The 14723-nt window shown below is 47.6% G+C and carries 13 protein-coding genes; 3 read left to right on the top strand and 10 right to left on the bottom strand.

Features of this window, described 5'->3' with window-relative positions:
- Positions 1-109: 109 nt before the first annotated feature.
- On the bottom strand, positions 110-1123 hold the full coding sequence (locus MKY66_RS02560) for an NADP-dependent oxidoreductase (protein WP_076215938.1): 1014 nt from the start codon (positions 1121-1123) through the stop codon (positions 110-112).
- A gap of 174 nt (positions 1124-1297) precedes the next feature.
- Positions 1298-2044: a type I methionyl aminopeptidase gene (gene map / locus MKY66_RS02555; RefSeq protein WP_076215941.1), complete on the bottom strand. Its 747-nt coding sequence runs from the start codon at positions 2042-2044 to the stop codon at positions 1298-1300.
- A 207-nt stretch (positions 2045-2251) separates the two neighbouring features.
- Here map and MKY66_RS02550 point away from each other — a divergent pair, with 207 nt between their 5' ends.
- On the top strand, positions 2252-2461 hold the full coding sequence (locus tag MKY66_RS02550; protein WP_076215943.1) for a hypothetical protein: 210 nt from the start codon (positions 2252-2254) through the stop codon (positions 2459-2461).
- Between the two features lie 215 nt (positions 2462-2676).
- Here MKY66_RS02550 and MKY66_RS02545 read toward each other — a convergent pair whose 3' ends face one another.
- Both MKY66_RS02545 and MKY66_RS02540 read right to left on the bottom strand, forming a co-directional pair.
- A complete protein-coding gene (locus MKY66_RS02545) occupies positions 2677-3528 on the bottom strand; it encodes a protein kinase (RefSeq protein ID WP_339806797.1) in 852 nt (283 codons plus the stop codon).
- A gap of 105 nt (positions 3529-3633) precedes the next feature.
- Positions 3634-4317 carry a hypothetical protein gene (locus tag MKY66_RS02540; RefSeq protein WP_083657350.1) on the bottom strand — a complete coding sequence of 228 codons (684 nt, stop codon included), beginning with the start codon at positions 4315-4317 and terminating at the stop codon, positions 3634-3636.
- Positions 4318-4865: 548 nt separating this feature from the next.
- Between MKY66_RS02540 and MKY66_RS02535 the strand changes: the two genes are divergently transcribed.
- A complete protein-coding gene (locus MKY66_RS02535; protein ID WP_076215946.1) occupies positions 4866-5819 on the top strand; it encodes an L-lactate dehydrogenase in 954 nt (317 codons plus the stop codon).
- 137 nt (positions 5820-5956) lie between these two features.
- Here the strand turns inward: MKY66_RS02535 and MKY66_RS02530 are convergent, their stop codons facing one another.
- Positions 5957-8665, bottom strand: coding sequence for a PAS domain S-box protein (locus MKY66_RS02530; RefSeq protein ID WP_076215947.1), 2709 nt, complete (start codon positions 8663-8665; stop codon positions 5957-5959).
- A 541-nt stretch (positions 8666-9206) separates the two neighbouring features.
- On the opposite strand from MKY66_RS02530, the gene MKY66_RS02525 reads away from it, so the two are divergent.
- Entirely contained in the window at positions 9207-9767 is a 561-nt protein-coding gene (locus MKY66_RS02525; RefSeq protein ID WP_076215950.1) for a DapH/DapD/GlmU-related protein, read from the top strand.
- Positions 9768-9860: 93 nt separating this feature from the next.
- Here MKY66_RS02525 and MKY66_RS02520 read toward each other — a convergent pair whose 3' ends face one another.
- The 5 genes from MKY66_RS02520 to MKY66_RS02500 form a co-directional block, all read right to left on the bottom strand.
- Positions 9861-10595 carry an ABC transporter permease gene (locus MKY66_RS02520; RefSeq protein ID WP_076215953.1) on the bottom strand — a complete coding sequence of 245 codons (735 nt, stop codon included), beginning with the start codon at positions 10593-10595 and terminating at the stop codon, positions 9861-9863.
- A 1-nt stretch (position 10596) separates the two neighbouring features.
- Positions 10597-11313: an ABC transporter permease gene (locus MKY66_RS02515; RefSeq protein WP_036672187.1), complete on the bottom strand. Its 717-nt coding sequence runs from the start codon at positions 11311-11313 to the stop codon at positions 10597-10599.
- Positions 11310-12224 carry an ABC transporter ATP-binding protein gene (locus MKY66_RS02510; RefSeq protein ID WP_036672188.1) on the bottom strand — a complete coding sequence of 305 codons (915 nt, stop codon included), beginning with the start codon at positions 12222-12224 and terminating at the stop codon, positions 11310-11312. The genes MKY66_RS02515 and MKY66_RS02510 overlap by 4 nt, the downstream gene beginning before the upstream one ends.
- Before the next feature lie 85 nt (positions 12225-12309).
- Entirely contained in the window at positions 12310-13821 is a 1512-nt protein-coding gene (locus MKY66_RS02505; RefSeq protein ID WP_237177645.1) for a HAMP domain-containing sensor histidine kinase, read from the bottom strand.
- A 44-nt stretch (positions 13822-13865) separates the two neighbouring features.
- Entirely contained in the window at positions 13866-14549 is a 684-nt protein-coding gene (locus tag MKY66_RS02500) for a response regulator transcription factor (protein ID WP_076215958.1), read from the bottom strand.
- Between the last annotated feature and the right edge of the window lie 174 nt (positions 14550-14723).

Below are 14723 nucleotides of genomic sequence, written 5' to 3'. Positions count from 1 at the left end.
GACCACGCACAGATTTACAGATAAAAAAGACACGTTCTGCTGCACCCTCGGTGTGCAGAACGTGTCTTTTCGTTTTCAACCTAATTTGTACATGTAAACCATTCGATATCTATTCAGGATCTGCAACCTTAACCAGTTGCTTGCCCAGATTATCTCCCGAGAAGAGGCCCATGAATGCTTCCGGCGTCTGTTCGAACCCGTCCACAATGTTTTCTTCATACTGGATATGACCTTCCTTGATCCATTTCGCCAACTTGGCACGGCCTTCTTTGAAGGATTTCGTATAGTCACCCAGCAGGAAACCTTTCATTAATGCTGTATTTGTTAACAGCAACGTCTGTGGCCGCATCCCGATATCCGGTTTCTCCAGATTATAGGACGAGATCTGACCGCATAACGGAATACGTGCATTCCGATTGATGTGGCGCAAGACTGCATCCGAGATGTCACCGCCCACATTGTCAAAGTAGACATCTACGCCATCCGGGCAAGCCCGTTCAATGGCCGCTGACATATCCTGTTCCTTCTTGTAATTCAACACCACGTCGAAGCCCAGCTTTTCTTTCAAATAAGCGCATTTCTCATCAGAGCCTGCAATACCAACCACGCGTGCTCCTACAATTTTACCAATCTGACCTGCAATCATGCCTACCGCTCCGGCTGCTCCCGATACAACGACTGTTTCGCCGTCCTTCGGTTTGCCGATGTCCTCCATACCAAAATAAGCCGTCAGACCCGTCAGGCCCAGCGCACCCAGGTAAGCCGTGATTGGTGCTTCTTCCGTATCAATCAGCGACAGATCAGCCGTATTCACTGCGGCATATTGCTGCCAGCCCCACATACCGGATACGAGATCTCCTTTGCGCAGATTGGGTTCCGAAGATTCCACAACCTGTCCAATGGCTCCACCCTTGATCACTTCATTTAACGCGTACGGTGCAGCATAGGATTTTGTATCTTTCATGCGGCCCCGCATATACGGATCGACCGACAAATATAGTGTACGTACCAGAACTTGCCCAGCTTCCGGTTCAGGAAGAGGTGCATCAATGAAGTTAAAATTCTCTCTGGAAGGGGCACCTTCGGGACGAGACGCAAGTACGATTTGTTTATTTAAAGACACCAAAATTACCTCCTTGTTGCCAAGTGGACGCAAGGTTAACCCTTGTCAGCTGAGATCACTTACCACTGGCTCTGTGTTATCACTTCTTAATAGTTTAAACCGAAACAGGCGGATCACAAACGTGCGCCGCCTTGAAATATGCAAATATCGTCACATTGTAGCTGCTTTTGGCTATTATTGTGCTGTCAAAATCACTGGACCATCCGCCGTAATCGCAATCGTATGTTCATACTGGGCAGACAGACTTCCATCCATAGTACGAGCAGTCCATCCATCTGAATCCAGCTTACTTCGGAACGTACCAATATTCAGCATCGGTTCGATCGTAATAACCATACCTTCCTTGAGACGCGGACCCCGATGAGGCGGACCGTAGTGAGGGACTTGTGGTTCCTCATGCATCTTCTCACCAATGCCGTGTCCGATAAACTCACGCACCACCGATAGGCCCTCACCTTCTGCATACACTTGAATCGCATTGGAGATATCTCCGATCCGGTTGCCCACCACGGCAAGTTCAATGCCTTTGTACAGAGAGTTTTTGGTTACATCCAGCAGATGTTGTGCTTCCGGAGTCACTTCACCTACGGCATATGACCAAGCCGAATCCGCCAGCCAGCCATTTAGATTAACCACCATGTCGATTGTAACGATATCGCCGTCTTTCAGTGCATATTTTCCCGGAAACCCGTGACAGATCACATCATTAACCGACGCACATGTCGCATATTGGTATCCGTTATATCCCTTTTGTTCCGGCGTAGCGCCATTTTTCTTCATAAAAGCTTCAGCAAACTGGTCGATCTCCTGTGTCGTAATGCCTGGACGAATCATCTTTGCAATTTCTCTATGGCATGCGGCGAGAATTTCTCCGGCTTTTTTCATATATTCAATCTGTTCTTTGGTCTTCAATGTAATCATAATAACTACTCCTGTCCGTTAAAATCTTATCCTGTCCTCTATTGTAACGCTAAACACTCAAAATAAAAAATTCCGTGCAATCAGCAACATCCTATTATACGCCAAGCTCCTGTCCAATGAATACAATTATCCATGAAAAAATCGAAACTCCTTCCGATCTAGCCACGTATATGCTTAAAACAGTTGAAGTCGAAAGGGTGAAAGCTCATGTTCAAAAAGATTATCGGCAAACTTCTCGATTCCAAATCTTCATCTCACCGCAAACGTTACAGCTCCTCGGACAGGCGCTCATATAAACGTCACAGCAGTTCCTCAGGCAAGCGTTCCTACAAGCGCTATTCTTCTTCAGATGTGAAATACCGGGACAGCCGCAGTGGCTCCGGGTATTACAAAAGCAGAAAATACAGCTCCAGCTAAACTGCTAACACGACTGCTTTTAAAGAGCAATGATCACACCAGCTTATTAGACGCTACAATAAATGAATATGTAATAAAGGGGTGTTCGCCAGCCGTACTTACGGCCAGCAGAACACCCCTTTATTGTTTCTATATAGCAAAAAAGAAAAAGACCCCTACAGGTATCATACGAAGAGGTCACGGATAACTAGTATAGGTCCGCCTACAGAGCTATTTCATTGTAATCTCAGCAACACTTTCTCAATCTCAGCCTGTAACTCTGTCGCCCCACCCTCATAACCTGGACGGAGTCCAAGGAGTCGCTCCAACATCTGGTGCAATTCCGGCGTAAGCTTAAGTTCCTCCTGCCAGCTGGCGGGTTCACGGCCCTTCTCCGGCTCATAAGCCGAATACAGCATAAAGAGAAGAAAGTGGCCGATATCCTGCAAATCATGATCCGGTGTAGCCGGTTCATCTTCAGGCTCAGGGACTTCACGCATACGTCGCTTTAGCTCCGGCAACAACGGCTCCCCCAAGCGTCTCGCCAGGCCAAAGTCAATCAGATGCACCGTCCCTTCACGTAAAATAACATTGGGAATCCGCACATCTCCATGAATATATCCCTGCTCATGCACATGAGCCACCGGAGCCAGCAGTTGACCTGCCAATTCCAGACATTCCCGCTCCGTATATTGAAGACCTTGCTCAAATATGCAATCTTCCAGCGTCTGTCCACGAATATACTCGGTAACGATATAACTTCGTCTCCCGGATGTGAACACATCCAATAGATCAGGGATCGCCGGATGATGCAGACGTCTCATCACGTCCGCCTCCCGCTCCAACAGGTGCGCAGAGAGTCTCCCCTTGCTAGGCTTGGACTCCTTCAGCGCCACTTCCCTGCCGTTCTGGTCATCTGTACACAGGTATGTCAGCCCATAGCTCCCCATACCCAGCAATTCCTGTATTGTATAACGCTCAGCAATGGTCATGCCTTCCCGCCGAGGACGATCCATCCATAATCCGAGCAATCTTTGCCAACTTCGTCGCAGCTCCACAGATCCTCCCACGCCAGCTTCCTGACCCACTCAGTCTTTATCTATACTGAGCAGTCCGTTGCCAGTCTTCATGTTGTATGGAGCTTATTATATCAGGCCCATAATGCAAAATCACGATGAGCAAGAGCCTGTCATTCAAGCTTCCTTATGCTTCTTGGGCAGGAACCCGAACAACATACGCAGGGATACTCCTTTTGGTTTGCGTTTTCTTCCCTGGAAACTGCGTAGATTGGTTACGAGTTCACGATCCCGCTCCTCTTCCAGCTTCTCATTCATCCACAGGCGCTGTTTCTCCATCTGTTCCTGGAGCGCCATATGTGTCTCCGCCAGATGCTGAAGGGTCAGTTCCAGTTCATCGACCCGCTGTTGCAGCAGCTGTACCCGATCATCCTGCTGTTGTTCCACAGCACCGTAAGTCACCTCACTTACAAGTTGCCCCAGACCTTCATAGGATCTCAGATTACCCATTATTTCAGGTTCTTCAGGGAGTACAGATGACATGACTGTCGCTGCACATTCCGTCTCTGACAGACCTTCAATTCCCACCACCGGGACATCTACTTCTACTACAGCTACAGGTACTTCTGGAGCCAATACAGTCACCACAGCATCAGCCAGGGGTAGATTATGCTCTCTGAGTTCAGTCATCAGGCGTTCAATGCACTCGATGTCGTCGGACTTGAATAGTCTGGATTTGTTGGCGGACCGTTCGAACCGGTATCCCTGTTCTTCCAGTGCCGCCGCATATTTACGAAGAGTACTGGCACCTATGCCCAGGCTCTTGGCCGTTTCCGTCGTTGCTCCTGCTTCTTCAATCATGATTAATTCCCTCCCGGAATGAAGTCTTTTGGGAATCCATTTCATAATACCTTTAGTGAGTTATGAAATGGATTCTTGGATAAAAACATTATGGCTTCAGCGTTCCTTTTTGGAACCGTCATCGGATCGGGGCAACCTGTCTCATGGATCAAGTATGCTTATCTTTTGCTTGTCCGTATGTATTCGTCAGCTCCTCAGCGGATCCCTTTGGCGGTTTTGTTCTGTTTCTGCGGATTCCTAAGAAGTTTTGTCAGGTATATGATCCGCACAAATAACCCCCAATCCGACAACAAGCATGAATGCTGTCATGTCGAATGACACAGGTGCAAACGCCGTCAAATCTTATGATTATGAATTATTCATGTCAATTTTGTTAACTCCGTTACTCCAATACGCTCCCGCGATAGCGGATATCATTGCTGCACAGCTTTTCCATGTGTTATCTTATGTAACGTAGAAGTGGATTCCAGCATAAAATGAAGGACTATACTTAACATAGAACGCATTAGTAACGGATAAATATCAATCTAAATGGGGGCTGAACGGCAGTGTTAGGCAAATCAGGCAAAGTAGCGGTGATCGGGGCGGGTCTTGTCGGTTCGAGTTGTGCGTATTCCATGATTAATCAATCGATATGCAGGGAAATTATGATGGTGGACCGGACGTATGACCGTGCTGTAGCACAGGCACTGGATTTTTCCCATTGTATGGACTTCACACATAACCGCACCAAGGTATATGCAGGCACGTATGCCGATTGTGGCAATATGGATGTTATTGTCTTAACTGCCGGGGCGAATCCCAAGCCAGGACAGACACGGCTGGATATTCTGGAGGAAGCGGAATCGATTACCAAAGACATCGTGGTCCCGATCATGAACAGTGGATTTAACGGGATTTTTGTCGTCGCTGCCAATCCGGTTGACATAGTAACTTATATGGTATGGAAATTATCTGGTCTTCCGAGGGAGCATGTCATCGGCACAGGAACGTCCATTGACTCTTCAAGGCTCAAAACACTACTGTCTGAAGTCTTCTCCATCGATCCACGCAGTGTGCACGGTTATGCTCTCGGGGAGCATGGAGAATCCCAGTTCGTGGCCTGGTCGCATGTGACCATCGGTGGCAAACCAATTATGCACATCATGGATCAGCACAAGGAGCGCTTCAAACATCTGGATCTGGACGATATCGCACGCAAAACGAAAGATGCCGGCTGGGAGATCTTTACCCGTAAAGGTTCTACCCAATTCGGAATCGGAAATGCCCTCGCGCACATCACTCGTTCCATCCTCAATGACGAACACAAGATCATCGCCGTATCGGCTATTCTGGACGGAGAGTACGAGCAACACAACGTTTGCGTCGGTGTTCCTGCAATCATCGGTGGCAATGGTATTCAAGAGATTATCGAATTGAATCTGGATGCAACAGAACGTGAGAAATTCAACAATTCCTGTGAAATCTTATCTGGTAACATTAATCGCCTGACATTGGTATAAGCCATTCGTGTACAACTCCACGCTGTATGCTTAGGCTCAACTTCAAAAGCCTGCCAACGCAAACATGCCAATAACACTCCATGCGAGGAGTCTTATTGGCATGTTTGCGTTTATTATTTTCACAATCGAGTAGTTGTTCAATTCGGTGCAAGTTGAGGTTCGTCCCTTGGCCCCCATTGCTGTAACACCCGCTTCAACTCACTCAGCATAACCGGTTTGCTAATAAAATCACGCATACCAATCTCCAGACAAGCTTCCTTATCTTCCCGTTTGGCATTGCCTGTAACTGCGATGATTGGAGGTATGCGATCTTGTGGAATTAAGCGGTGTAACAGGTCTGTCGCCTTTAGTCCATCCATCACAGGCATATGAATATCCATCAAGACAATATCATAAGCATTCTGAGAGATGGCATCAATTGCCTCCACACCATTAGTACACACATCTGCCTGGTATCCGAGCTTCTCCAGATATTCTCGCAAAATCTTCCGGTTCACCGGATGATCCTCCGCCACCAGAATACGCATGGCGACCTTATCACTCTGACGTGTACGATCATGATGGAACTGACTTGCTGTCTGTTCTGCTGAAGCATCTACACTCGCCGCAGGAACAGCAAACCGGAAGGTTGAGCCTTCCCCTTCTATACTTTCGACACTGATACTGCCTCCCATGATCTCCACGAGCCGCTTGGAGATGACCAGTCCCAATCCGGTACCACCATACTTCCGGTTAATCACCGGATGTAGTTGAGAGAAGGACTGAAACAACTGATCCAGCTTGTCAGCGGGGATACCAATTCCCGTGTCTTGCACCGCAAAATCAAGAACGCTGTCTTCAGGCTTTCTGCCCTTGATAATATCCACGTTAACATCAATGCTTCCCTGATCTGTGAACTTGAGCGCATTGCCAACCAAGTTCACCAGAATCTGCCGGATACGTATGGCGTCACCGACCATGAACTCAGGGATGCTCGGATTGAGGCGATATCTGATCTCCAGATGTTTCTCATCTGCACGCGGTTTAAACAGTTCGGCGACCTGTTCCAGCATCTTGCGTAATGCAAATGGTTCATAAGCCAGTGCCATTTTTCCGGACTCCAGCTTACTGAAGTCCAAAATATCATTAAGGATGTTCAGCAAAGCATCACCGCTGTCTCGAATAATCTCGGCATATTCACGCTGTTCTTCCGATAAATCGGTACCGATCAACAATTCTGTCATCCCCACGATCCCGTTCATCGGTGTACGGATCTCATGGCTAACCATCGACAGAAATTCTGACTTGGCCTGAGCTGCCAGCTCAGCTGTTTCTTTAGCACGTACAATTTCACGTTCGCCAGTCACATCATTAAACACAACCACCGCGCCCTGAATCTGTCCCTGTTCAATAATCGGCGTTACCTGATACTGCACCAGAAAGCTGCTGCCATCTTTACGCCAGAATATATCTTCCTTGATTGAACGTCTCTGTCCATCCAACACAGTCATGTGGATCGGACACTCTTCTTGTGGCAAATGACTTCCGTCTGCACGGGTGTGATGGATGATGGGATGTGAGTTTTTGCCAATGAATTCTTTCGCCTCATAACCGAACATCGAAGCTGCTGCAGGATTCATAAACATGGTGATGCCATCCGCATCCAAACCATATATTCCTTCCGTAACCGTGTTGAGGATCAGCTCATGTTGCTTGCTAAGCTCCTGAATCCGTTCCGTATATTCCTTGCGCTCGGTAATATCGGACACGATTCCATAGACACCTACCACTTCTTTATCCACAATAATGGGCACATTTGTAACCGACACTTCAATCTTCCGACCCCTTGAATTGACGATTCGGGTCTCATAATATTGCGGATCGCCTTGCTTAACCTTGTCAAAGTTCGTTTGACCGTGTTGAACTTCACATTTATCCAGATTGGACAAAAACGATTTGCCAATAAGCTTATTGCGTGGAACATCCAGCATTTGGACCAGCTTGCTGTTCACCGCACTATATTCGCCTTCCAGATTCAATGAGTACACAGCTGCCGGGTTATGTTCGAACAACGATCTGTATCGCTGACGGCTTTCCCGAAGACGTCGGTCCGCATCCTTATGCTGGGTAATATCCCTGCTGATGCTTACAATCTGGACACTCTTTCCAGGCTGTCCAGCGACAGGTTTCGCCAATGTCTCCATCCAGATATAATGTCCCTTCTTGTGCAATACACGCATCTTGCAGCCATTGCCGATCTTGGAAAGATCCATAGGGTCCGGATAATCTCCTGGATAACAATAATCCTTGAAGGACTTTCCTATGACTTCCTCCGGCTTATAACCCAGTAAGGTGTACACGGAAGGGGAGACATATAACAACTCGCCATCCTTAGCACAAGTTGTAATCAGATCTTGCGCATGGTCAGCCAGCACCTGATATTTCTCCTGTGCCTCCTTAAGCTCACGTTGCACTTTCAGGATATCGGTAACATCTTTGGCAATGCCGTATATGCCAACAATTTCATCACTCTCTGTGATAGGCACATACGTTATCTCTGCCTGTTTCAGGGAACCATCTTTATGATAAAAAGTAATGGGATTACTGACTGAACGTCCAGCCAGTACCTCTTTAATATATTCTTTGCGTGAATTTTCACTGTCCGGAGGACAGATCTCACTCTGATTCATACGAATCAAGTCATCCAGTGTATACCCCGATATCCGCTCTACCGAGGGATTAGCATCAATATAGTTTCCATGGATGTCCATTACATAAATGGCATCCGGATGATTAAAAAACAGTGATTGGTAAGAACTTCCCTCAGAAATAATGCGCTTCAGGGTTTCCGTTTTATTAACATCCAAGGCTTACCCCTCTTTTCTCAGCCAATATCTTCATCTAACAGCAGGGATTAATTACCCCTTACTAAAATGGCCCTACCCTCGAATAACCATGTAAGCCTGCCTAGAAACAGCTTTTTTTATTTTACCAGATTCTCGTCTCATTTTAATTACAATCTATGATTCAATTCACATGATGTGTGAGGTAATACTTGGAATTTTGATATTACTCAGGAGGTGTCTTCAAGGAAAGACAAGTTATACAAGTCAGCTGATTATGGCAAATGGCTATACGATTTTCTCAAGAACTCAGGACATCTTATTTGGCGTCCATGCGCCCTTTGTAAATTTTAAAGAACATCAGACACCTTAATCCCCATAATCTCCTGTCATAAACGCTGCAAACGGTTGTTTCATTGGATATCCCGCCTGAATCAAAGCTTCCCAAAGAAAGAGAGATCATCCCTCTTACGATGCCTTGATATAAAATTAACGATACAATTTGTATCAAAAAGGCTATAATCGTTAAAAAACGTTTTTTGACTACGGAGAGGACGGATGAATCATGCTGCCCAACAGATTTAAAATTGCTTACGGTAAACTAAGAGGCCTGGCCATCTTTGGTAAAATTCAGCCCTCTATGGGCCTGCTGCCACGAATCAGGGGTAAGGTTTATCTGAATAGATTGGGTGACTTGCAGGTGGGAAAGCGGCTTAACATTATAGGCAAACCTTGGGGAACCCAGTTAACGGTGGTCAAAGGCGCGCGATTAACGATTGGCGATGACGTCATGATTAATGCAGGAGTCGGGATTGCCGCTAACGTTGAAGTGACCATCGGCAATAACGTCATGATTGGTCCTCGAACAAGCATATTCGACAGTGCCTACCACCGGATTGACTCGCTGGATGACGGGAGCCAGACTGCCAAGCGGATTGTGATTCAGGATAATGCCTGGATTGGTACAGGCGCGCTTATTTTGCCCGGAGTGACCATTGGCAGAAATGCAGTTGTAGCTGCAGGAAGTACGGTAACCAAAGATGTACCCGAGAATACACTTGTAGCCGGCGCACCAGCCAAAATCATTCGGGAGCTGACCATTCATGATGGGTGGGTCAGACATTAGAAAAAATCCTCCTGAAGCATACATACAATAGAGCTTGCATGTTTTGCTTAAAGAGGATTTGGATCTACGATAACCAAGTGTGTATGGGATTATTCAGATTTCTTTTTTTGCAAAATACATCATGCCGATTCCAATAAAAATAACAGCACTGCCTCCAACAACCTCCAGCATCGTCATCAGTGGCACGTTGTAGGCTCCGAAACCTGCGCCGTCCACGGGTGTCATCAGAATCATCGGTTGTGCCCATGGATAATACGGCCCATATGTCGCCGAGTTTACAATGAGAAGATTTGGTATGGTCAATGCAAAATTCAGTGCGAGCGGTGCGGCAAAGCTGCTCCATACCAATGAAACGAACATCTGCAGGGCAGCCAGGGGTACGCAGGCCAGCAACCCAAGCAGCAGTTTTCCTACCAAGAATCCCCAAGGTACTGGCATCGTAATGCCGTGAATCATACCTGCCAGCAGAATGGACATCAGCAATAATACTTGCGTACCCGCCAGAAGCATGAGTACAATCGTCAATTTGCCTGCATATACACCTGAACGTGTGAGCGGTAAAACCAACATCTGCTTCCACCCTCCACCCGCATGTTCAAAACGGCAGACAAAGGATGTAAACACGCCAGTCAGCATCGGTAACAATAACAATCCGTGCAGGAAAACCATCGTGGTCATCAATACCTGCCAATTTCCCGATGGCGTGGACAACAGTCCGATGAGCAGCGCAATGAGTGGACTCAGCAGAATCAGGAGCCATATGGGCGATTTACTCATTTTCAATCGTTCAGCGGACAAGATTCGGAAGTACGTTGTCGCAAAGCTCATATCAGGCCACATCCTTCCGGCTAAAATGCATCATACCCAGCAACAGGATTAATAACCCTAGACCTGCCCCCATGCCTGCATACAGGTATGGATTAGGCCCATTCCAGGCCATCTGTGCCCATGCGAGCGGAAAGATCGGTGAGATACTGAGTGAGAACATACCCGTTATCGCGAGAACGATGCCCAAGGTGACGGGAAGCGCCTGATTCTTGTTAACCATTGTGAGCCACAACTCCAGTGACAACACCGGAAGTGCACCAGCCAAAGGCAATAGCCCCAGCTTGATCGCATGTGTCCAAGGTATTTCGCTGGCATGGAATCCGAGGATCAGACCCAGACCAACAATGCCTGCGGTTAACAGCAGGCAGGAGATCACCAGCAGCACACAAGCAAGCAGGAACTTGGCTAAATACACGGCTGGTCTGGGAATCGGCATCGCGAGCAACTGTTTCCACGATCCCTGTTCATGCTCAACATTGGCGATCATGGAGCTGAGAATGGTTGCTCCCAGCATCAGAGACAAGGGCACAAAGACAACCACATTGCCGAGCAATCCGCCCCACAGGTTATCTGCATACTGCTCTTTCAGATAGTCCAGCCGTAAGCCAAAATTAAGCGCCTGCATCGCTGTCAATCCAAGAGGGGCCAGAAAAACAAGAAACCAGATCCCTTTCCCCCGAATCTTGAGCCAGTCTGACGATAATGCACGCCCGGTCATATGGAAGCCCCCTCGCCAATGACCCGCATGAACAGATCTTCCAGCGACTGACGCTGTTCCTCCACACGATACACATCATGATCCTGCTCAATTAATCGGCGCACAAGCAGTGCCACTGAACTGTTATCCATATAAGGGAACGTTAACGCAGAACCTTGCTGCTGACCAAATTGTCCCTGTTCTCTCGCCAGCTTCATAGCCTCTTCCGGCTCGGAAACCGTTAACCGGATAGAGCTGCCCGTCTGACTATGCAGACTTGCGATAGTATCCTGAAGCACCATCTTGCCTTCACGGATGATACCAACACGACTTGCCATCTGTTCAACTTCACTCAGCAAGTGGCTGGAAACCAGAACGGTAATGCCATGTTCCAGAGGCATGCGTTTGATCAGTTCCCGAATCTCCTGAATACCGGCAGGATCAAGTCCATTCGTTGGTTCGTCCAGAATCAGTAACTCCGGTTCACCCAGCAAAGCGCTGGCAATACCCAGACGTTGCTTCATCCCAAGGGAATACCCCTTCACTGAACGTTTGGCATCCTTGGTCAGATCTACAATGGACAGCACTTCAGCAATTCTTGATTTGGGTACATTGATGATGCGGCGCAAAGTTTCCAGATTCTCTACTGCGTTCAGATGTCCGTAATAGGATGGGTATTCGACCAAGGAACCCACACGGCGCAAAATATCCATGCGATCCTTGCGGATATCCTTGTCGAAGACACGGATCACGCCTTTGGTTGGTTTAATCAAGCCGAGAAGCATGCGAATCGTTGTTGTTTTGCCGGCGCCGTTGGGACCGAGGAAGCCGTAGATATCTCCCTTTTTAATATGCAGATCAAGTTCACGGACCGCTGCACGGTCCCGGTATGTTTTCCATAAATTCGCCGTTTGAATAATATTTTCACTCACTGTATGATCACCTCGGAACTATCATAACCTTCCAAGGTTAAAGCCAAAGTAGTCTCCAGTTTAAGTTTAGTTTAAAAAAGCAATTTCAGCGGTTTGTTGTTTCCCGGTTTCCCTTACCACTGTAGATATATGTCTGGACACCCGTATCGGAACTGTCTACCCGCTTGCGCAGACCCATCTCACGAATCAACAGGTCTACAATGGATAAACCCAGACCTGTGCCTTTGGTGTCGGAATTCGGTTGCATTCCCGGACCCCGATCCTGAATAACGATGGCCGTCTCACCCTGAATCTCCTGAGTTGATATACCAATATATTTCCCGCTGGCGGCATGACGGATCACGTTTTGGAACAAATTATCAAGAATACGGCGCATGCCCTGTTCATCCATTTGCCAGATCAGCGGTTCCTCTGGCAGGTCAATATCAATCTCAAATTGTTCTTTCTCCCAGACCGGGTACCAGGCAGCCGCCGTTTCCCTGACGATCCGCAGTATATCTTTCTCTTCCAGCTTCAGTGTATATTTCCCACTTGTGAGCAAATTGTAGGATAACATGTTGTCAATGAGCCCGCCGAGGTCCTCCATCTTTGCTTCCATGCGATGTAGTGAACGGTCCCCTTGCTCGCTCAGCTCTTCCTTGTGCAAAGCATGCATATGTCCACGAATCACCGTTAACGGGGTACGCAGATCGTGGGAAAGCCCCGCAATGAGACGTTTGCGCAATTGTTCTTCCTCGCGTTCACGGTGGCGGCTGTCGGATAGCTGATGAACCATCTGATTGAAGGATTCCTCCAGTTGACCGATCTCGTCCGACCGTCGGATATCTACCGGAAGCGGGAGGCCTTCCTTGCCTGTGGTCATCATGGCCGTCTGCAAACGAATAAGTCGTTTGCGAATACGTGCGAAGAAGAGAATCGACATAATGATGAAGATCAGAAAGATGAGGGTCATTACGATACCAAGATACAAAAGTTCCATCGGCCAGTTACTCTGATTCATTTGCAGAAGTGACCGCGGCACTTCAATGATGATGAATCCCTGTCCTTTGTCCTGCTCATCTCCGCCAATATATGCAACTACGGTCAGTGGATCGCGAAAGGAAGCTTCTTTCATGAATTGCACTGTATTGTTTACATTCCATAAGGCTGGAATATGAGTCTCTGTCGTTTGCCCGGAATCCAGTGACCATCTCAATGTCGTGTCTGTCCTGCCATCCGGCGACGTGGATTTCAGAAGCGTTACATCTTCACCCCCAAGAATAAAGAGGGTCTCACCACTCACATTCACACGATACATGGAAGATTTGGGATAGGAGCCATGTAATTGCTCCAACCGGGCCTTAATCTCTTCATCCGAAGCACCATCCAGGTTCTTCGCTTCACGTGACCAGAGGTTACTGATCCGGGTAACATCACCGTAAGGTGCAGCTCGGTTCTTATTCGTGTCCGTGTTATTCACTACAACAATATATATAACGGATATGATCGGAAGCACAACGGGCACAAATAATACAGCCGCCAAGATCAGGAGGATGTATCTGGACATCAAGGAGCGCCCAAAGCGAAGCTTGCGCCCCCCAGATTGCTTTTGATCCATGCTTCGTTCTCCCTTCATGATCTTCCGTTTGCTGAACCAGCGGATCATGGCTTCTTCACACGATATCCCACACCGCGGACCGTCTGAATAACTACAGGATTGGCCGGATCAAGCTCCAGCTTTTCGCGTAGATGTCGAATATGTACCATTAAAGTTTTGTCCCCATCCAGATAGGGCTCATTCCAGACGGCTTCATAGATCTGCTCTTTCGTTCGAATCATGCCCATATGTCGTAGCAGGTAGGCGAAGATGTGGAACTGTTTTCCCGATAAAATAATCTCATTTCCCGTCTCCTCATTAACGATCCGGTGGTCTTTCTCATAGATGGAGAGATGATCCAGCTTCAGGGCTGTATCCGATGAGACCGCAGTTCCCGCCTTCCGCAGTTGTACTTCAATACGGGCAGCCAGTTCATCGGGGTGAAATGGTTTGGTCACATAGTCATCGGCAAAATCAAGACCGTGCAACTTGTCGTCAATGGACGTTCTGGCCGAGAGCATGACAATCGGCACCGCAGGATGCTCTTTTTTCAGTCGCTGACCCACCGTAAATCCATCCAGCCCGGGCAGCATGACATCCAGAATAATGAGTGAGCAACCGATAGCAGCCTCCGCTGCACCTTCACCACTGCCGAGCCATACCACCTCATAACCGCGCTCCTCCAGATCGGCTCTGACCCAAGTCGCAATTTCCGTATCATCTTCAATATATAACAGTTTGGTTTTCATCCGAATATTCGTTTCCTTTCTGCCCTCATTGGGTTAATGATATATCTGAGCATCATCATGATAAAAGTTGTCTATAACATATGGATTCATGTCTTGTTGAAACAATGTTGAAGTCCTTTACGTTACCACACATTCTAATTATAGCGTATTCATTAACGTGGGGAATGTCATATT

Source organism: Paenibacillus sp. FSL R5-0766 (genome assembly GCF_037971845.1).
Lineage (GTDB): Bacteria > Bacillota > Bacilli > Paenibacillales > Paenibacillaceae > Paenibacillus.
The sequence above is the reverse complement of the archived record's forward strand: the minus strand, read 5'-3'. Positions and strand labels throughout refer to the sequence as shown.